Source organism: Micromonospora sp. NPDC007230 (genome assembly GCF_042869115.1).
Taxonomy (GTDB): Bacteria; Actinomycetota; Actinomycetes; order Mycobacteriales; family Micromonosporaceae; genus Micromonospora.
On record NZ_JBIAFE010000002.1, the window covers coordinates 158,106 to 178,631 of the forward strand.

A 20,526-nucleotide genomic window follows, 5' to 3' on the forward strand; every position below is an offset into this window, starting at 1 on the left:
CCACACCCCGTAAGGAGTCATCACATGAACACCGGCAATTCGATCAGCCGCCGCGGGTTCGCCACCATGCTGGCGGCCGGGCTGCTCGCCACCGGGCTGACCGCCTGCTCCAACAGCGACACCGGTGGCGACGGCGGCAAGAAGGCCGACGGCAAGATCGTGCTCGGGTTCTCGCAGGTCGGTGCCGAGAGCGGCTGGCGGACCGCGAACACCAACTCCATCAAGGAGGCCGCCGGCGCCGCGGGCATCGAGCTGAAGTTCGACGACGCCCAGCAGAAGCAGGAGAACCAGATCAAGGCGATCCGCAACTACATCCAGCAGAAGGTCGACGTCATCGCCTTCTCGCCGGTCGTGGAGTCGGGCTGGGACACCGTGCTCAAGGAGGCCAAGGACGCCGGGATCCCGGTGATCCTGACCGACCGCGCCGTCGACTCGGCCGACAAGTCGCTCTACAAGACCTTCCTCGGCTCGGACTTCGTCAAGGAGGGCCGGCTCTCCGGCGAGTGGCTGGTCGAGCAGACCAAGTCGGCGACCGGCCCGGTGAACATCGTGGAGCTGCAGGGCACCACCGGATCGGCACCCGCCAACGACCGCAAGAAGGGCTTTGCGGAGGCGATCGCCGCCAACCCCAACCTGAAGATCATCGCGTCGCAGAGCGGTGACTTCACCCGCGCCGGCGGCAAGCAGGTCATGGAGCAGTTCCTCAAGGCCAACCCGAAGATCGACGTGCTGTTCGCGCACAACGACGACATGGGCCTGGGCGCGCTGGAAGCGATCACCGCCGCGGGCAAGGTGCCGGGCAAGGACATCACCATCATCACCGTCGACGCGGTCAAGGACGGCATGCAGGCCCTGGCCGGCGGGAAGTTCAACTTCATCGCCGAGTGCAGCCCGCTGCTCGGGCCCCAGCTGATGGACCTGGCGAAGAAGGTCCACGCCGGCGAGACGGTGCCGACCCGGATCGAGACCGAGGAGACCACCTTCACCCAGGAGCAGGCCAAGGAGGCCCTGCCGAACCGCAAGTACTGACGGGCCGGGGCACCGGCACAGCGCCTGCGCCGCGATGCCCGCCGGCGCACCGAACGGGCCGGCGGTGGACCACACCGCCGGCCCCGACCACTCTCCCGCACCGTGAGCCGACGGGCCGGGACCGCCGTGAACGGTCGCGGCGGCAGGGCACCTGACGACAATCACGAAAGGTCTGGTGGGATGTCGGATAGGCATCCGGTCCTGACGATGACCGCGATCAGCAAGTTCTTCCCCGGAGTCCGCGCCCTCGACGGCGTCGACTTCCGGATGTTCCCTGGCGAGGTGCACGCCCTGATGGGCGAGAACGGCGCCGGCAAGTCCACCTTGATCAAGGTGTTGACCGGGGTGTACGCCAGCGACGCCGGAACCATCACGCTCGACGGGGCTCCGGTCTCCTTCACCGGCCCCAGGCAGGCCACGGCAGCCGGGGTGAGCACCGTTTACCAGGAGGTGAACCTCTGCCCGAACCTGTCCGTGGCGGAGAACATCTTCATCGGGCGCCAGCCGCGACGGTTCGGGACCGTGAACTGGCGCGAGATGCGCCGCCGCGCGAGAGCCCTGCTGGCCCGCCTCGACCTGGACATCGACGTCAGCGAGCTGCTCGGCAGCTACTCCCTGGCCGTACAGCAGATGGTGGCGATCGCCCGCGCCGTCGACGTCCGCGCCCGGGTCCTGATCCTCGACGAGCCCACGTCCAGCCTCGACGCCGACGAGGTAGCGCAGCTGATGCGCATCATGCGCCAGCTGCGTGACGAGGGCATCGCGATCCTCTTCGTCACGCACTTCCTCGACCAGGTGTACGAGATCGCCGACCGCATCACCGTCCTGCGAAACGGCCGCCTCGTCGGCGAGTACCCGACCCCGGAGCTACCGCAGTTCGCCCTCGTGGAAAAGATGATCGGCAAGGAACTCGACACCCTGGAGCGGCTCGACGAGCAGGCCGGGCGGGACCTGGCGGCCGTCGAGACGGGCACCCCGGTCGTCGAGGCGACCGGCCTTGCCCGAACCGGCTCCGTGGCCCCGTTCAGCCTCACCATCCACCAGGGTGAGGTGGTCGGCATGGCAGGCCTGCTCGGGTCGGGCCGCACCGAGGTCGCCCGGCTGTTCTTCGGAGCCGATCGGGCCGACCGGGGTCAGCTCGCCATGGACGGCCGGCCCGTCACCATCCGGGGACCGGTCGCCGCCATCGAACAGAACATCGCGTTCTGTTCCGAGAACCGCCGCACCGAGGGCCTGGTGGGCGACCTGTCGGTGCGGGAAAACATCATCCTGGCCATGCAGGCGGCCCGCGGCTGGCTACGGCAGGTGCCCCGACGCCGCCAGGACGAGCTGGTCCGGCGCTACATCGAGACATTGAGCATCCGCCCGGCCGACCCGGACATGCCGGTGCGCAACCTCTCCGGGGGCAACCAGCAGAAGGTCCTGCTCGCCCGCTGGCTGATCACCGAGCCGCGGCTGCTGATCCTCGACGAGCCGACCCGCGGGATCGACATCGGCGCGAAGACCGAGATCCAGCGCCTGGTGGTGCAACTCTCCGACGGCGGGATGGCGGTGCTGTTCATCTCCGCCGAACTGGAGGAGGTGCTGCGGCTCAGCCACAAGGTCGCCGTGATGCGCGACCGGCAGCTGGTCACCCAGCTCGCCAACGACGACAGCCTCGACGCCGAACGCGTCATGCGCGTCATCGCCAGCGGAGCGGAGCAGAAAGGGCAGGACGCGGCATGACCACCTGGAAGACACGCCTCTCGGGCGCCACCGGTCACCGGCTGTTCTGGCCGGTCGTGGTGCTCGTGGCGCTACTGGCGGCGAACGCCCTCTACCGGCCGAGCTTCCTGGCCGTCGAGGTCAAGGACGGGCACCTGTACGGCAGCCTGATCGACATCGTCCGGCTCAGCGCCCCGCTCATCCTGGTCGCCCTGGGCATGACCCTCGTGATCGCCACCGGTGGGATCGACCTCTCCGTGGGGTCCGTGGTAGCCGTCAGCGGCGCCGTCGCCTGCCTCTACATCAGTCACCAGCCGGACCAGAGCAGCGTCGGCACCGTACTGGCCGCCCTGCTCATCGCGTGCGGGGTCGCGCTGCTCCTCGGCGCCTGGAACGGGGTGCTGGTCGCCGTGATCGGCATCCAGCCGATCATCGCCACCCTGATCCTGATGGTCGCCGGACGCGGCCTGGCCCAGTTGATCACCTCCGGGCAGATCATCACCATCAACAGCAGTCCCTATCGGATGATCGGGGTCGGACACCTCCTCACCCTGCCGTTCGCGATCATCATCGCCCTGGCCGTGACCCTGATCGTGGCGGTATTCACCCGCCGCACCGCACTCGGGATGATCATCGAGGCGGTCGGCGGCAACGCCGAGGCCAGCCGGCTGGCGGGCATCCGCGCGCGGCGCATCAAGCTCCTCGTATACGTCGTCAGCGCCGCCTGCGCCGCCGTGGCCGGGTTCATGATGACCGCGAACGTGTCCAGCGCCGACGGCAACTCCGCCGGCCTGTGGGTGGAACTCGACGCGATCCTCGCTGTGGTCATCGGGGGCACGGCGCTGACCGGCGGTCGTTTCTACCTCAGCGGCACCGTCGTCGGCGCGCTGATCATCCAGACCCTGACCACCTCCGTGTACGCCATGAACATCGACCCGCAGACCTCCCTGCTGTTCAAGGCGATGGTGGTGATCGCGGTCTGCCTCATCCAGGCACCGGCGTTCCGCGCCAGGTTCCGCCGGCGGCGAGTGCCCGGGGCGCCACCGTCGGTCCCGGTCGAGCAGAAGAAGGAGCAGGTGGCAGCCTGATGAGCACCCCGCAACTGACCGCGCGGCTGGGCCGACCGACGTGGTGGCGCCTGCCCCGGCGGCAGGTCCCGGTACTGGTCAGCCTCGGTCTGCTGCTCGTCATGTACGGCATCGGCGTCTCGCAGTACCGTGCCTTCTCCAACATCCAGGTCATCTTCAACGTCTTCATCGACAACGGGTTCCTGCTCGTCGTCGCGGTCGGCATGACCTTCGTGATCCTCACCGGCGGCATCGACCTGTCGGTCGGCTCGGTGGTCGCGATGACCGCCATGGTGTCGGCCGCACTGCTGCGCGAGGGCCTACCGTCCCCGCTGGTGCTGCTGATCGCGCTGCTGATCGGCCCCACGCTCGGGTTCGTGATGGGCTGCATCATCCATTTCTTCGACATCCAGCCGTTCATCGTCACCCTGGCCGGCATGTTCTTCGCCCGCGGCCTGTGCACCTGGATCAGTTCGGTCTCCGTACCCATCTCCGACGGCTTCTGGACCGCCGCGGCACAGGAACGGATCAGGATCGGCGACAACTTCGTGACCGTCAGCGTCCTCATCACGGTCGTGGTGGTCGCCCTGGCCGCGTACACGCTGGCGTACACCCGACTGGGCCGCGACGTGTACGCCACCGGCGGCAACCCGCAGTCGGCGCTGCTGATGGGCCTACCGGTCGGCCGCACCCGGATCGCGGTCTACACGATCAGCGGTCTCTGCTCGGCGATCGGGGGCATTCTGCTGTCCTTCTACACCCTGTCGGGAGCCCCGCTGATCGCCGTGGGCATGGAGCTGGACGCGATCGCTGCGGTGGTCATCGGCGGCACCCTGCTCACCGGCGGAGCCGGCTACATCCTGGGCACCGTGCTGGGTGTGCTCGTGCTCGGCGTCATCCAGACACTGATCACCTTCGACGGCACGCTCAACTCCTGGTGGACCAAGATCGTGATCGGCGGCCTGCTGTTCGCGTTCATCCTGCTCCAACGCCTCATTGCCATCGGCAAGAAGTAACCCGCGACCCGCACATCGGAAGGCAACCCCATGACTAGCCCATCCCCGGCCGCCGAGGTCTGGTTCCTCACCGGCAGCCAGGGCCTCTACGGCCCCGAGACCCTGCGTCAGGTGGCCGATCAGTCCCAGCAGATCGCCGCGCGGCTCGACGCCGATCCCGCCATCCCCGCCCGGGTGGTCTGGAAGCCCGTACTCACCTCCAGCTCCGAGATCCTGGCCGTCTGCCGCGACGCCGCCGTACAGGGGGTCGTGGGGATCATCGCGTGGATGCACACCTTCTCCCCGGCGAAGATGTGGATCTCCGGCCTGGACGCGTTGCGTACCCCGTTGCTGCACCTGCACACCCAGGCGAACGTGGCGCTGCCGTGGTCCGAGATCGACATGGACTTCATGAACCTCAACCAGGCCGCCCACGGCGACCGGGAATTCGGGTACGCGCAGACCCGCCTCGGCGTCGCCCGCAAGACGGTCGCCGGGCACGTCAGCAACCCGCAGGTCACCGCCCGAATCGCGGCGTGGACCCGAGCCGCGATCGGCTACTCGGAGATGCGCTCGCTGCGGCTGGTCCGCTTCGGCGACAACATGCGCGACGTGGCCGTCACCGAGGGCGACAAAGTCGAGGCGGAGCTGAGGTTCGGCGTCTCCGTCAACACCTACGGGGTGAACGACCTGGTCCAGGCCGTCGACGCCGTCACCGACTCGCGGATCGACGAGCTGGTCAAGGAGTACGACGACAGCTACCGGCTGGACCCGACGCTGCGCTCCGACGGTGAGCGCCACGATTCCCTGCGCTACGCCGCCCGTATCGAGGCTGGGTTGCGGGACTTCCTCGAGGCCGGCGGGTTCGGCGCCTTCACCACGAATTTCGAGGACCTCGGCGGGCTGCGGCAACTGCCCGGCATCGCCGTGCAGCGGCTGATGGCCGACGGCTACGGCTTCGGCGGGGAAGGCGACTGGAAGACCTCCGTGCTGGTGCGCACGCTCAAGGCCATGTCGGTGGGGAGCAGCGGTGGCACTTCCTTCATGGAGGACTACACCTACGACCTCACCCCTGGGCGGGAACTCGTCCTCGGCGCGCACATGCTGGAGGTCTGCCCCAGCATCGCCGCCGCGACGCCGACCGTGGAGGTCCACCCGTTGAGCATCGGCGGGCGCGAGGACCCCGTACGGTTGGTGTTCGACGCCCGGCCCGGTCCGGCGGTGGTCCTGGGGCTGGCCGACATCGGCGAGCGGTTCCGGCTGGTGGCCAACGAGATCGACGTGGTCGCCCCACCACAGCCGCTGCCCAAGCTGCCGGTCGCCCGGGCGGTGTGGCGGCCCCGCCCGAACCTCGCCGCCTCCGCGGAGGCTTGGCTCACCGCAGGAGCGCCGCACCACACGGTCCTGTCCCAAGCCGTCGGGACCGAGGAACTGCACGACCTCGCCGAAATGACCGGCACCGAACTTGTCGTCATCGACGCCGACACCACGCCTCGGCGGTTCGCCCACGAGATCCGCTCGAATCAGGCCTATTTCCGACTGGCCAGAGGATTCTGAGCCGAAATCACAATTGATAGGTGGCGATTTAATAATCGGCGCGACCCGGTGCCGGAAACGCGCCGGCACGCCCATCCGCAACCAAGAGCCGCACGGCCCTCTCCACCGCTATCGCCGGGGAGGGCCGTGCGCCTCTCCCCGCCGAAAGCGGCAGGACTACGATGACCTCGACAGGGAGGTGCCATGATTCAACAGCCGGCCGTGCGCGCCGCAGTCATGAACGATGTCGCACGTCTTGCCGGCGTCTCCCATCAAACCGTCTCCCGAGTGCTGAACAATCATCCGAGCGTCCGGCAGGAAACCCGGGAACGGGTGCTCCGGGCCGTGCATCAGCTCAACTACCGACCCAACGCCATGGCCCGCGGGCTGGCCTCACGACGCTCCCACGTCATCGGCGTGGTCAGCTTCGACACGATCCTCTACGGCCCGGCCGCCACCCTGCTCGGCATCGAGCGCGCAGCCCGCGCCGCCGGCTACGGCATCAGCATCGTCACCCTGGAACGGCTCGACCGGTCCGGGGTGACCTCCGCCATCGACGCCCTGGCCGAGCAGTCCGTGGCCGGGGTCGTGCTCATCGCCCCGATGGTCAGTGCCGCGGTGCACGGCCTACCCACCGGCGTACCCGCGGTGGTGGTCGAGCCCGGCGGCGACGGCGAGTTGCCCAACGTCGCGGTCGACCAGGTTGCCGGCGCCCGCCTCGCCGTCGAGCACCTCCTCGAGCTGGGGCACGAGACCGTGTGGCACATCGCCGGGCCACGCGACTGGCTGGAGGCCCGCGACCGCACCGACGGGTGGCGGCTTGCCCTGGAGACGGCCGGCCGCCGCGTCCCGCCGGTCATCGCCGGAGACTGGAGCCCGCGGTCCGGCTACGAGATCGGGCAGACCCTGGTCGATCGCCCGGACATCACCGCGATCTTCTGCGCCAACGACCACCAGGCGCTCGGCCTGCTCCGCGCCCTGCACCAGCGGGGCGTGCGGGTGCCGGACGACGTCAGCGTGGTCGGATTCGACGACATTCCGGAGGCTGCCTACTTCTCCCCGCCGCTGACCACCATCCGGCAGGACTTCGACGAAGTCGGCCGCCGGTGTGTCGCCGCACTGCTGGATCTGATGACCGCCGACCCGTCCCTCGGGCGGGCGAACCCGCCCCCGGTGGCGCCCACGCTCGTGGTCCGGGACAGCAGCGGAAGCCGAAAGTCCTGAGCAAAGACCCCGAACGGCCCGGCGGAATCGTTCTGCGCCGGGCCGTTCGTTTCACACGCCGCTTGAGCCACCTACCGGAGGCCTCGCCAGCCAGCCATGACCCGGCGCGGCCCGACCCCGATCGACCCTCGGCAGGCAGGAGCGGTCACGGGGCCAGATCCCGCTCGGACTTGGCGGCCGCGAGGAAGATGGCCTGCCGCTGCGATTCGGTGTGCCGCCCGGTGGTGACCCATTCGTCCGAGACCGCCATCACGCGCTGAAGGAACTGTCCGTGGTTGCGGAAGGGTGCCGTCTCCCAGACCCGGTCGAGGAAGGTCTCGCCGTCCTCGTCCCGAATGCCGTCGTTCGGTACGCCGGTGGCGGCCGACCCGAAGACGACCTCGGGTTCGACCCGCTTGACATACGGATGATACGCGTTGAACTGCCCAGGCACCGGGTCGGAGAGGTAGTACGGCGCCAGGGTGTATCCATGCGTCGTGAAATGCATCGGGACATTCGTCGGCTGGATGGCACTGGCCAGGTCGCCGTCCAGTTTCAGGTCCTTGAAGAAGGTGAACTCCCGGTAGCTGGGCGTGTCGTCGCGGACGACCATGAGAGTGGGGCCGTAGAGAATGGACTGGATCGACTTGTTGTCGAGCGCCTTTTCCACCCGGAAGCTGAACGGCATCGAGATGTCGACCGTGTCGCCGCGGGACCAGTGCCGGTCGAGGGTCACGTAGCTGCCGGGTGTCGCGGTCAACTGCTGGCGGAGGCCGTTGATCCGGACCGTGTAGCCCTTCACGGCCCACGACGGCACCCGAAGGCAGATCTTCAGCCGGCCGCTGCCCTCGTCGATCCGTAGCCGGCTGGCCCCTTCGGTCGGGTACTGCGTCTCCTGGGTGATGACGAACCCGCGGCCGGGCCAGGTCAACGTCGAGGCGATGAAGAGGTTGACGTAGAGCGTCGACTCGTCCGCCGACTGGAAGTAGATCGACTCCTGGTACTTGGTGTGGCTCTCCAGGCCGGTGCCGTTGCAGCAGCTACCGTTTCCGCCGTACCGGCTGTATTCGATGGTGCTGCCGATCCTCCGCGAGCGGCCGGGCCACATGTTCTGGTGGTAGGTCACCTCGGTGGCGGTGACGCTGTCAACGTCTCGGCGTGAGCTGAGGATCTGGTTGTGCAGCGCCTTCTCGTAGAAGTCCAGGTAGGCCGGATTCTGGTCGTGGAAGAACAGATTCCGCGTCAGCCGGAGCATGTTGTAGGCGCAGCAGGTTTCGGCGTGCCGCGGGTCCGAGGACGAGGTGAATCCGGAGGTGATGATCCCGCGTACCCCGAAGTGCTCGCTGCGGCCGGCGCCGCCGTTGCTGAAGGTGCGGTGTGGGACGACCATGGCCCAGAAGTTCCTGGCGGCGGTGTGGTACTCCTCGACGCCGGTCTGCTCGAAGATCCGCAGGTAGCCGATGTTCGGGGCCATGTACTGGTTGGCGTGCCGCCCGTTCAGCTCGTCGCGCTCGGCGAGCGAGGCGTCGAACAGCGTGGTGAAGGTGAACGCCTTGGCGGCCTGCAGGTACCGAGCCGAGGCTTCGGCGTCCGGGGCGAGCGCCGAGAGTTCGGCCATGACCTCGTTCATCGAGCCGGCCTCGCCGGCGCTGTAGATGTTCCACATCCGATCCAGCTCGGCCTGGCTGTACCGGCTGAGCCGGTGGTAGGCCCAGTCCCCCATTCGGAAGGCGATGTCCAGCGCCTCCTCGTTTCCGGTCAGGTGGTAGGCGTTGAGCAGTCCCCTCATGATCTTGTGGCAGGTGTACCACGGCGCCCAGACCGCGTTGGCGCCGCTGTTCGGCTGGAGTGTCGGTGGTTCTAGCCGGCTGAACTGCCCCTCGGGGAAGGCGGCGAGGAAGCCGGGATAGCTCGTGCCGATGATGGTGGCGTCGCGGCCGTTGCCCGAGTGGTCGACGGCGGTCTCGCCCTCCTCCTCGAAGCGGTACCAGGCCACCATGCCGGTGGGGTCCGGCGACTCCGGCGCCGGGTCGGCGGTGGCGAGTGCCTGCACCTCGGCCGCGGTCAGGGCGCGGCGGTAGACCCGGAAGTCGTCCACCGTCGCGTTGAGGTATGGGTCGTTGGTGCTCTGCGACCGCCCGATCCAGTTGTTGGTGGTCGAGCCCAGGTTGGCCGGGGTCAGTCGGATCGTGTTCGCCCCGACCTCGATCCCGTTGACGTAGAGCCGGCCGGTGGCGTCCGCGGTGGAGATCGTCACCGCCACGTGGGCCCACTCGCCGATCGGGACCGAGTTGCTCGCGCCGTCGATACGCTGCTCGTTGCCGCTGCCGCTGGTGGTGATCGCGAACCGCGGGCCCAGGTTTGCCGAGACCCACGGCGACAGCGTCAGGTAGGTGCTCGAACTGGCGCCGAAGGTGAAGATCTTGGCGTTGGTCTGGCTGGTGGCGAGCTTGAGCCAGACCGCGATCGTCACGTCGGTGACGCCGGCGAGAAGCCCCGCGGGCAGCAGGACGTACTGGTTCGGGTGCGGGTCGCTAAGCCGTACCGCCTTGCCGGACCGGCCGGCGACCCGGCCGACCTCCCGCCCGTCCAGCGCGCGCTGGCACTTGCCCAGCTCCTCGACCAGGTAGTCGAGCTTGTCGAGGAAGACCTCCTCGCCGGTGGCGGCGTAGGCCTGGGACAGGAGCGTCATGTAGTGCCCGGTGAAGTGCCCGCGTAGCAGGTGGTTCGGGGTGTCCCAGCCGCCCGGCCAGGTGCCGGGGGCAGGCAGGCCGGCGTTGGCCCGGAACAGGTGCAGCATCCGGTCCGGTCCGTCAAGGACGTTGGCCGTGCCCGGGTAGTTCCTGGCGTAGTTGAGCATCCGGTCGCGCTTCTGCTGGAAGATCCCCTCGTGCAGGGCCACCTGGCCGAGGTCGAACGGCTTGGCTGTGGTGCGGCCGAGCCGCACGGGAGTATTCCCGGTTCCGGCGCCGCCGCCGTTGGCGCTGGCCGCCGAGGCTCCCGTGGCCGACGCGATGGTCATCGCGGCGGGGGCGGCGGAGGCCAACACGCCGAGCCGGAGCAGATTTCGCCGGGAGAACTGCTTACCCACTTCTCACTCCCTTGGTTTGCCCCGTGGTCGGGGCCCGCTGACGAGGGATTCACCGGAAACCGCCATCGCAGGACAGGCGCAGGCGGGTGTCCGGAGGTGGTGGCCTCGGCACGTGGTCGTCCACCGTCGCTGGCGAGCCGGGCATGTGAGCGCGCTCAAGGCCGTTGCCTGAGTACAACCTGCAGGTAACCGGGCAGGTAAAACGGTTCAAGTGTTACCGCTCACATCAACATTGTCAATGGAGCTGCGCGGTCCGGCGCGGCCCGCCCACCGTTTCCGGCCGGCACGTCCGCTGCCGATAAAGCAGCGGAGGGGCTGCCGAAAGCAGCCCCTCCGCGTACCTCAGTTCCCCGTCATCGGAGCTTGAACAGCGCGGTCAGGCTCGACCCGTCGCGGGTCGTGGCGGTGACCGCGTAGCAGGCGCCGGGGGTGGCCGGCGTCTTCCAGTTGTACTGGAACTGGCCGTCCGCGTACTTCAGCGAGGTGGCACCACTGCCGAGCACCTCGATGTCGGCCGTCGGGGCGCCAGCCGCGCAGGTGATCTGCTTGGCGTCCATCGTGACCAGTGCGGGGTCGGTCAACTCGGTGTCACCCGAGAAGACCTGGAACTTCATGGGCACGGTGCTGCCACCCTTGACGGTGTTGAGCACCCCGCCCATGTCGACCGGGCTGTTGAAGCCCTTCACCGTCCACGGCAGCACGGTGTACGTCTGGGTGGCGGTACCCACGTTGCCCGCGGCGTCGGTTGCCGCCGCGGTGAGGGTGTGCGTGCCCACATCGGTGCGGTAGCCACTGACGACGCAACCCGCCGGACCAGAGGTGGCGTCGCTCGCGGTGCAGGCGGGGGCGGCCGGAACCGCGCCGAAGTACACGATGCCGACCGTGGCGGAGAACTCCGCCCTCGGCGCGACCGTGTCGACCTTGACCGTGGCCGCCTTCAGCTCCTCGACGTTGCCGCTGGTGTCGGTCGAACGGAACTCCACCCGGTGGGTCCCCTGCTGGTCGACGAGGACCGGTGCGTCCCCGTAGGCCGTCCAGTCACCGCCGTCGAGCCGGTACTGCGTGCTGGCCACGGCGAACGCGTCCTTCGCCTGAAGCGTGAAGGACGGGACCGCCTTGTACCACCCGTTGTCGCCGTTCGGATCCGCCGGCGACCAGGTCAGGGTCGTCGTCGGGGCCACCGTGTCCGTGCCCACGGTGAGGGTCAGCGTGGTCTGCGTGGCACCGGCCTGGCTGACGTAGTCGGGCAGGATCAGATCGCCGATGACGACGTACCGGCCCGGGGTGTTGACGATGTTCCCGTCGTAGCGCCAGTCGACGCCGATGGCCTGGTTGTCCCGGGATCCGTCGTTGTAGGACACCTCCACCTTGTTGGGCAGGTAGGGCTGCTCACCCACGTCCACGGTCTGTTCGAACGTCTCGGCACCCTGGATCGAGATGCCGCCCTGGGACATCTCGGGCCGCACGTAGATGCGGGCCTCGGCGATCAGGCCGTAGGCGTCGTTCGTGCCGTAGACCACGAACGGGTCGACGTTGGGCTCCGCGACCATCGCCGGCGTGATCTCCTGCCACTTGAACCCGACCTTGCCGCGGGCGCCGCTGGCGTAGATCCCGTCGAGCTCACTCGGCAGGGTGGGCACCTCGCCCACGCCGGTCCGGATCAGCACCGGCGAACGCACCGAGTCGACCGTCTCGCCGTTGGCGCGCCAGCGCAGCACGCCCGTGCCCGCGCCGCTGCCCTGAACGCCCCAGATGCGGATGCGCAACCGGCTCGTCGTGATCGGTTCGAAGTCGAAGTGGTTGTAGGCGTTGATGGCCACCCCGTTGGCGTACGTCGACCCCTTGGTGAGGGTGACGGGCGTCCAGGTGGTGCCGTCTGAGGAGGTCTCGATGGCGTAGGTCGTGCCGTTGGGCCGGCGGGTGCCGCCGTTGTCGTCGTACCAGTAGATGTCGGTCGACGACAGCCGCACCGGCGAGGTCCAGTTGTACTGGATCCACGCCTCCCGGGCGGTGCTGGTGCCGTTCTGCGTCTGGCCCCAGTTGCCCCAGCCGTTGCCGGCGCCCGGGTTCGAGCTGCTCGGGTTGCTGGCTTCGTTGACCCGCTGGTGGTTCTCCCACGACGCCGTACCGCTGGTGGTGACCGTCGCCGAGGAGCCGAACTCCGCGGTCACCGCCCGCTTGGCGAGGGTCACCGCAACGGTTGCCTCGGACCGCTTGGCGCCGTCGTCGGCGACGAACCGGAACACGTAGTCACCGGCGACCGTGCCGGTCACCCGGGTCGCCAGCGCCTTCGGATCGACGAAGATGACACCCGCACCCTGCGGCGCGGAGACGGTCTCCCAGCCGAAGCTGAGCTCGCTGTCGTACGGGATGCCGTCGTCGGACGCCGTGCCGACCAGCCTGGTGGACAGGTTGCCGTCCGCCGAGCCGTCGCGCGTGGCGGTGACGACGGGCGCCTGGTTGGAGACGGCCGGCACGTCGCGCCCGGAGTTGAACACCTGGACCTCGGCGATCGCCGTGTAGTAGGTCGGGCTGTTCGTGAACGCGATGCGCACCTTGTTCGACGTGACGGTCTTGAAGAGCGCCTCGTTGAACTTGGCCGCCGGGACCGTCGGGTTCTTGAACTGGTCCGGCACCTCCTTCCAGCCGCCGCTGCCGTTGGGCACCTGGACCCACCAGCGCGCGGGCTCGTGGTAGCCGCCGGCCTGCCGGTCGCTGACGAAGGTCACCTTCACGTTGTCGAAGGACTTGGCCGACCCGAGGTCGAGCTCGACGTAGCCGTTCTTGTCGGTGGTGCCGTAGTTGCCCCAGAACGGCTCGTTCGCGGTGACGCCGTCGGTCACGGCGGCCAGCGACACCGGCCGCTCGGGCTCCGCGATCGCGCCCGGCGTGTAGTTCATCGAGGTGGTGCTCCAGCCCGGCGTGTGGAACTGCCGCCACGGCGTCGGCCGGGCGCCCTGCTGGGTGTACGACGAGCTCAGCGCGGCGCCCGTCGCCAGGTTCGGCGCGTTCTGGCTGAGGTCGATGCCGGCCGTCTTGAGGTACTCGACGACGCGGTCGTCCTTGATCGTGGTGTTCACCGCGCTCGGGAAGTTGCTCCCGCTCCCCGCGGTGAAGGTGACGGTCACGCCGTCCTCGGCCTGGACCTGGTTGGTGTTCGGGTCGTAGGTGAGCTTGCCGAGCTTGTCGGTGCTGACCTTCTTCTCGCCGTCCAGGAACAGGCTGTAGCCGGCGCCCAGGCCGTACTTACTGCCGTCGGGGTCCCAGACGATCGTCACGTCGTGCCCGTGGTAGCGCAGGTTGTTGGCCATGAAGTGGTCGTAGCCGAACTTGATCGGCCACAGCTCGATCTTGTCGTCGGACCGCGGCTGGAGGCCCGCCATGTCCTCGACGAAGATGTAGTTCATGTTCCCGAGCATCACGTGGTTCGGGTTGTTGCGGTTGTAGGTCTTCGCGGTCGCGTTCCAGTTGGAGTAGTACTCCGCCTGGTTCGGGACCCGCACGTCCGCACCCGGGTAGATGCTCCAGGCCATCCAGTCCAGCAGCCGCTTGGCGTACTCGGGGGTGACGTACTTCTGCTGGGGGTCGTAGTGGCGCAGCGCCGAGCGGACACCGCGGTACTGCACGGTGAAGTTGATGTTGGAGAAGTTGTTGGAGCCGCCGATCCCGTAGGCCGCCCGGTCGTACTGGTTGGCGGTGTAGAACGGGAAGATCGGGAAGTTGTCGCCGTAGGTCAGGAAGCGGTACCCGTCGACGTAGTTCTGCCACTGGTCGAACGGGATGAGGTTCTCGGCGTAGACGTCGTAGAGGTTCGACTCCTTGGCCGGGATCAGGGCACGGGCGGACGCGGGCAGCGGGTTGGCCTTGCCGTTGGAGCTGGCCGCGCTGGTGGCTCCGTACGACGTGCGGGCCAGGAACATCCGCATGTCGGGGCTCCACAGCTGGCTGAGGATCGCGTCGCGGGTGCCGTTGGCGGCGGTTGCCATCTCGTTGACCTTGGCCTGGTCGGCGCCGGAGATCTGGTAGAGCTGCCGGGCGGCGTCGAGGGCGCCCCACACGTACGCCGACTCGGGGCGTTCGATCGTGCGCGCGCCGGGAGCGCCGGCGTTGGACTTCGGGAAGCCGAAGGAGATGGCGTCGGCGTCGTTGCCCGGCATGTAGTTGGTGTCGTAGGCGATGAGCTTGTTCTTGTTGCCGTCGTAGTGCTCGAGCTGGCCGACGCCGTCGCCCTCGAAGTACTGGGCGAACTTGCGTGCGATGTCCTTGCCGCCGCCGTGCACGTTGTAGGCCTCGAGGCCGGCCGTGCCGATGTACTGGGAGTAGTGGTTGTTCCAGCTGGTGTGACCGGGGCTGTCCAGGAAGGCGGAGGAGCCGGACAGCTCGCCGATGTTGAGGATCTGGCCGTACGGCAGGTAGGGCGTACGCAGCCACTTGGTGTCCTGCAGGTGCATCGGCTGGGTCAGCGCGATGGCGTTCTGGTAGAGGTTCGATCCCTCGACCGTGGTGGGGTACTGGTAGGCGTAGCCGGGCGCGTTGGCGTCGAGGCTGTTGTAGCGCTCGCCCCACCAGCGGTAGACGATGGCCTTCTCGAGCGCGGGGTCGGGGACGTTGATGTAGGGGACGTCCTGGGCCCAGCGGCGGTTGAACTCGGTGATGCCGGTGCGCACGGCCTGGGCCGCCGGCATCGCGGCGTACTCCTGGTAGCTCTCCACCGTCTTGGGCAGCGTGGCCGAGGAGACGGCGCCGACGACCGACAGCGACACCGCGCCGCCGGCGGGCACGGTGATCTGCCGGTCGAGGTTGGTGCCGCTACGGGTGAAGCCGGCACCGGTGAGGTCGATCGTGACGGTGTTCCACGGGGTGTCGACGAGGCCGTTGTTGGCGCCGCTGGTGATGGTGCGGGTGCCGGTGAGCTCGGCGGCGCTCTTGCCCGCCTGGGTGGCCAGCGGCGACGCGGCGCGGACGGTGAACGTCGCCGGCGAGCCGCCGGGGTTGGTGAAGTCGATGGCCGTGACGGCGACGTTGTCGTAGGTGATGAACTTCGTCAGGTCGGCGGTGACCCCGGTGGTGCCGATCGTGTAGCGGCCCTTGGCGTGGCTCGGCGCGTTGAACCGGTTCGCGCTGACCTCGGTAACGGTCTGCCCGGGCACGGTGACGGTGTAGAGGTTGCCGAGGTTGTTGGGACCGCCGACGTAGGTGCTGCCGGCAAAGCCCATGGTGGTGAAGTTGTTGGTGCTCGCGCCGCGCATGTAGAGGGAGCGGCCCCTGGTCATCAGCACCGCGGACCCGAGCGTCCCACGGACGCCCAGCACGCGGTCGAGGTAGTAGTCCGTGCCACCGGCGGCGAGGTCCTTGTCGAAGATCGACTGGTGCATGTTCGAGGCGGTGAAGGGCACCCCGGGCTTGAGCTGCGCGGCGACCTCGGCGACGTTGTTGTAGACCGGGTCCCCGATCTCCATGACGTGGCTCTGTCCGTTGGTGTAGACCCCCACGTCGCCCTCGTTGCCGGGCAGGATCGGGCCGGCGGCGTGGGCCGGGGACGGCAGGCCGACGACCCCGCCCACGACCAGCGCGGCCAGCGCCGCCCAGAGGGGCGTCCTCCTCACGCGTCTACTCATCGTGCGTTTCCTCCTTGATATCGGTGCGGCCGGCCATCGGGGGCGCTACCAGCTCCGCACCTTGGTGGTGGTGGTGGTGTTTCGGGGCATTGCGTGCGGCTGTCGGTATCCCGAACCCGCGGCGGTCTCTGGGACCTCGGCACCGGTCTCGTCGCGAATGAACGGCAGCGGTCGGGCGGTCGCGGCCGCCCGAGGTGCGCTCCTGTGAGCGAGGCCACATGAGACCCGAGTGTGAGCGCTAACATTACTGCCGTCAATCCTCGACCTGGCTTTTCTTTCTGGACGTCCACGCCGGCGGGGCACAGCGTTAGCGTTCACTTCGGCGGGCCGGGCCGAGAGTTGGCCGCCGGCCAGGGACGAGGCTCGCGCTGAAGCGGCGGCCCGAGCCGGATCGGATCCGGGGACGAGCCGACCCGGCGACCGCCTGTCGCACGGGCAGACACGCCGCGGCCGACCCGCTGGTCTCCTCCGGTCCATCTCGGGCACCCGCCGACCGTCAGTCCGTCGGAAGCCAGACGCGCATCGTGGAGGGTCCCCGGTTGGCCCAGGCGTGGTACTCCACCAGGGCCACATCGGCGAACTCCTCCCCCGCTCCGGGTGCCGACTCGGCCCCGGCGCTCCGGTAGGGCCAGTCGTGGTCCTGCGGGCGCACGCGCCGGCAGCGCACGACGACCCTGCCGTCGACCAGGCGAGGCGGCTCGCTCGGGTCGACGCGCAGCTCGTCAACGGTCTCGACGCCGGCCACGTCGACGGACTCCAGGGCCAGCACGAGCGGGCCGCGCTCCACCGCGACACAGCCACGGACCGCGTCGATGCGGGCATCCGGGTACGTGAAGCGGGGTGCCATCGGCAGGTACAGGACCACCTTGTCGCCGCGGCGCCACGTCCGTCGCTCGGTGACGACGCCCGGGCCGACCGGCCGGCTGCTTCCGTCAACGGTCAGCGTCGCGCCCTCGACCGCCCAGCCGGGCACGCGCAACGACAGCGACCAGGGACGGTCGTCGTCGCTGTCGACCCGCACCCGGACATGGCCGTCGTGGGGGTAGTCGGTCGCGACGGTGACGCACCGGTCACGCCCGTCGGCCAAGCGGTGCGTGACGGTGCCGGGCAGGTACTGGTGGAGCTGCAGGCCCTCGTCGTCCGCGGTGGCGACATACGCCGCCAGGCTGGCCATGGTCCGTGCCACGTTGGTCGGGCAGCAGGACACCTCGAACCAGGGCGCGCGCAGCGAAGCGGCGGCACGAAGGCTAGGCCGGTCGGTGTCCGGGACGGTGCCGAGTTCCCGGCGGTGCAGGGTGTTGGTGTAGAAGAAGCTCCGGCCGTCGGCCGACGGCGACGTCGACACCACGTTGAACAGCGTCCGCTCGATGAGGTCGGCGTACCCGGGGTCGCCGGAGGCGAGCAGCAGCCGCCACGCGAGCATCACCGAGCCGACGCCGGCGCAGGTCTCGGAGTACGCGCGGTCGGGCGAGAGCACCCAGTCGTCGCCGAACGCCTCATCCTGGTGGCGGGAGCCCTGCCCGCCCGTGACGTACGTGCGCCGCGCCACCGTGTTCTTCCACTGCCGGCGCACCGCGGCCAGCAGGCTCGCGTCGTCGGTCTCGACCGCGACGTCGACGGCGCCGGCGGAGAGGTAGTTCGCCCGCACCGCGTGCCCGCGCAGCACTGTCGCCTGGCGCACCGGGATCTCGTCCTGGAAGTACTCCCGGCCCCATTCCACGTCGCGGAGCCGGCCGTGGCCCCTCCGTTCGACGAAGAGAGCGGCCTGGGTGAGGTAACGGTCATCGCCGGTGACCCGGGCGAACTCGACCAGCGCGGTCTCGATCTCCGGGTGTCCGCAGACGCCGTCGATGCCGTCCGGTCCGAACGTCTCGCAGACGTTGTCGGCGGCACGGCGAGCGACCGCGAGCAGCCCGTCATCGGCGTCCGGACGGGTCCGCGCGCGGGCGACCGCCGCCTGCAGGAGGTGACCGGCGCAGTAGAGCTCATGCCCCCACTCGAGGTCGGACCAGCGGGGCGCCTGGCCCGGCCGGCCGAACTTGGTGTTGAGGTACCCGTCCGGCTCCTGCGCCTCGGCCACCCGCCGAACGACGGCGCGGAACCGCGACTCCACGCCCACGTCGCCCGTCCGGCCGATCTCCCACGCCATCGCTTCGAGGAACTTGTAGACCTCCGAGTCGGAGAACTCACGCCCGCGCCGCTCGCGGGCCAGGTCGCCCTTCCCGGCGGCGAGGTCGAAGTTTCGGATCCAGCCTTCCCGCTCGAGCCAGTGCTGGATGTGCTCGAGGGTCGCCGCCGCGTTGACCGACTGGCGCTCGGCCCAGAATCCGCCCGTGATCCGGACGTCGCCCAGTCCGAGCGGCCGGAGCCGGCCGCGGCTCGCCATGACAGGTGCGGCCGTGGGTGCGGTGCCGATCATGGTCATCCTTTCAGGGCGCCGGACATGAAGCCGCGCACGTAGTGTCGTTGAAGCAGCAGGAACAGGACCATGCACGGAAGCGCGAGGACGACCACGCCCGCCTCGGTCGCGCCGTAGTCGACGACGCCCTGGACCTGGCCGCGAAGGTTGGACACGGCGAGGGGCAGGGTCATCCGCTCGGAGTCGTTGATGAGGATCAGCGGCGCCATGAAGTCGTTCCACGCGGCGAGGAACGCGAAGAGCGCGACAGTGATCATGCCCGGCTTCACCGCGGGCACGAGTACGCGCCAGAGCGCACCGAAGGACGAGCATCCGTCGACCAGCGCGGCCTCGTCGAGCTCCCGCGGCACCGCCTCGAAGGAGATGCGCATCAGGAAGGTGGAGAACGGCAGCTGGAACACCGTGAGCACGAGGGCCACGCCGACCAGGGAGTTCTGCAGTCCCACCTCGTTGAGCAGCACGTACAGCGGGATGAGCAACGTCGCGTACGGGACCATGAGGATGGCCAGCGTGATCAGGAACAGCACGTTCTTGCCGGGGAACCGGAACCGCGCGAACGCGTACCCGCCGAGCAGGGAGATCAGCAGGGTCAGGGCGACCGTCAGCGCGGACACGAACGCCGAGTTCGCGAGGTAGCGCCAGATACCGGCCTGGTAGTTGGTCAACGTCTCGTAGTTGCCGAACCCCCAGCCGTGCGTCTGGTTCGTGCCGGCCTGCGGCGCGACGGAGGCGACGGCCGTCCAGACGAGCGGAAACAGGAAGATCAGGGCCAACGCCCCGGTCAGTACCCAGTAGGGCGTCCGCAGTGCGACGCCGGCGAGGGTGGTACTACCCGAACTGCCTGGTGCGGCCGGGGCCGTCGTAGGCGTCGACGGCCGTTCGCTGATCGCGGTGGCGGTGGACGGGGAACCGGTGGGCATCGCGTCAGCTCTCCTCGGACCGGAAGGCGCGCATCTGCAGCGCGTTGATGATGACCAGGGCCACCAGCGCGATGATGGAGAGGGCCGCCGCCACCCCGAGGTCGTTCTGGCCCTGGAACGCCACCGAGTAGATGAGCTGAACCACGGAGATCGTGCTGTTGTCCGGGCCGCCCTTGGTGAGGATGTAGAACTGCTCGAAGGCGAGCAGGGAGCCGGTCACGCAGAGCACGGTGGTCAGCGCCAGCGTCGGACGCAGCAGCGGCAGGGTGACCTTCCAGAACGTCTGCCAACGGCTGGCGCCGTCCATCCGGGCAGCTTCGTACACGTCCGCCGAGATGCCCTGCAGGCCGACGAGCATGAGCACCATGTAGAAGCCGGCGTAGCGCCAGACGATGAGGAAGATCGTGGAGAAGAGCGCCGCGTTCGGTGAACCGAGGAAGGTGAAGCCCCAGCGCTCCATCAGGGGTGCCACCGGGCTGGCGTACGGCGAGTAGAGCACGTAGAACAGCAGTGACGCGGAGGCCAGCCCGAGCGCGCTGGGCACCAGGAACGAGGCGCGGACCAGGTTGTTCCATCGGCTCGACTCCTGCACGAGCAGGGCCAGGCCCAGCCCGAGCAGCAGCAACAGCACGGTCGCGAGCACCGTGTACTTGACGGTGAACACCACCGATGAGGTGAAGAACCGGTGGTTCACCGCCTTCACGAAGTTGTCGGGGAAGTTGATTCCCTGGTCGCCGGCCAGAAGCGGCCATCTCGACGCCGACATCCGGATCACCAGCAGCAGCGGAACAGCGAACAGCGCCGCCACGAAGACCGCGGTCGGTGTGGCGTAGAGCCAGCCGAGCAGGGCTCGACGGCTGCTGCGACGGGCGACGCGTCGAATCGCCGCACCGGATGGAGGTGCGTTGACTCTCATGGGAACCTCTCGTTCATTGGCGGGCGGG

11 protein-coding genes are annotated in these 20,526 nt (G+C 68.8%); 6 read left to right on the forward strand and 5 right to left on the reverse strand.

From position 1 onward, the window contains the following. The first annotated feature begins 24 nt into the window (after window positions 1–24). The 6 genes from ACFYML_RS03815 (at window position 25) to ACFYML_RS03840 (ending at window position 7,555) form a co-directional block, all read left to right on the forward strand. The gene (locus tag ACFYML_RS03815; RefSeq protein WP_387419141.1) at window positions 25–1,029 is read left to right on the forward strand and encodes an ABC transporter substrate-binding protein; all 1,005 of its coding nucleotides are present in this window, start codon (window positions 25–27) and stop codon (window positions 1,027–1,029) included. Between the two features lie 180 nt (window positions 1,030–1,209). Next, window positions 1,210–2,754, forward strand: coding sequence for a sugar ABC transporter ATP-binding protein (locus tag ACFYML_RS03820; protein ID WP_387419142.1), 1,545 nt, complete (start codon window positions 1,210–1,212; stop codon window positions 2,752–2,754). Next, window positions 2,751–3,821 carry an ABC transporter permease gene (locus tag ACFYML_RS03825; protein ID WP_387419143.1) on the forward strand — a complete coding sequence of 357 codons (1,071 nt, stop codon included), beginning with the start codon at window positions 2,751–2,753 and terminating at the stop codon, window positions 3,819–3,821. Before ACFYML_RS03820 ends, ACFYML_RS03825 begins: the two co-directional genes overlap by 4 nt. Next, window positions 3,821–4,816 carry a galactofuranose ABC transporter, permease protein YjfF gene (gene yjfF / locus ACFYML_RS03830; RefSeq protein WP_387419144.1) on the forward strand — a complete coding sequence of 332 codons (996 nt, stop codon included), beginning with the start codon at window positions 3,821–3,823 and terminating at the stop codon, window positions 4,814–4,816. The genes ACFYML_RS03825 and yjfF overlap by 1 nt, the downstream gene beginning before the upstream one ends. Before the next feature lie 30 nt (window positions 4,817–4,846). Continuing rightward, window positions 4,847–6,352 (forward strand): L-arabinose isomerase, encoded by a 1,506-nt coding sequence (gene araA, locus ACFYML_RS03835; protein WP_387419145.1) that lies wholly within the window; start codon window positions 4,847–4,849, stop codon window positions 6,350–6,352. Between the two features lie 183 nt (window positions 6,353–6,535). Then, window positions 6,536–7,555 (forward strand): LacI family DNA-binding transcriptional regulator, encoded by a 1,020-nt coding sequence (locus ACFYML_RS03840; protein ID WP_387419146.1) that lies wholly within the window; start codon window positions 6,536–6,538, stop codon window positions 7,553–7,555. Window positions 7,556–7,700: 145 nt separating this feature from the next. Here the strand turns inward: ACFYML_RS03840 and ACFYML_RS03845 are convergent, their stop codons facing one another. The 5 genes from ACFYML_RS03845 to ACFYML_RS03865 form a co-directional block, all read right to left on the reverse strand. Further along, window positions 7,701–10,625, reverse strand: a complete 2,925-nt coding sequence (locus ACFYML_RS03845; RefSeq protein WP_387419147.1) for a beta-L-arabinofuranosidase domain-containing protein — start codon at window positions 10,623–10,625, stop codon at window positions 7,701–7,703. A gap of 353 nt (window positions 10,626–10,978) precedes the next feature. After that, window positions 10,979–16,243, reverse strand: coding sequence for a PxKF domain-containing protein (locus tag ACFYML_RS03850; protein ID WP_387419148.1), 5,265 nt, complete (start codon window positions 16,241–16,243; stop codon window positions 10,979–10,981). Window positions 16,244–16,739: 496 nt separating this feature from the next. Further along, complete coding sequence (locus tag ACFYML_RS03855; protein WP_387419149.1) at window positions 16,740–18,662, reverse strand: glycoside hydrolase family 127 protein; 1,923 nt, start codon at window positions 18,660–18,662, stop codon at window positions 16,740–16,742. A gap of 2 nt (window positions 18,663–18,664) precedes the next feature. After that, window positions 18,665–19,582, reverse strand: coding sequence for a carbohydrate ABC transporter permease (locus ACFYML_RS03860; RefSeq protein ID WP_387419150.1), 918 nt, complete (start codon window positions 19,580–19,582; stop codon window positions 18,665–18,667). Window positions 19,583–19,586: 4 nt separating this feature from the next. After that, entirely contained in the window at window positions 19,587–20,498 is a 912-nt protein-coding gene (locus ACFYML_RS03865; RefSeq protein WP_387419151.1) for a carbohydrate ABC transporter permease, read from the reverse strand. Window positions 20,499–20,526: the final 28 nt, after the last annotated feature.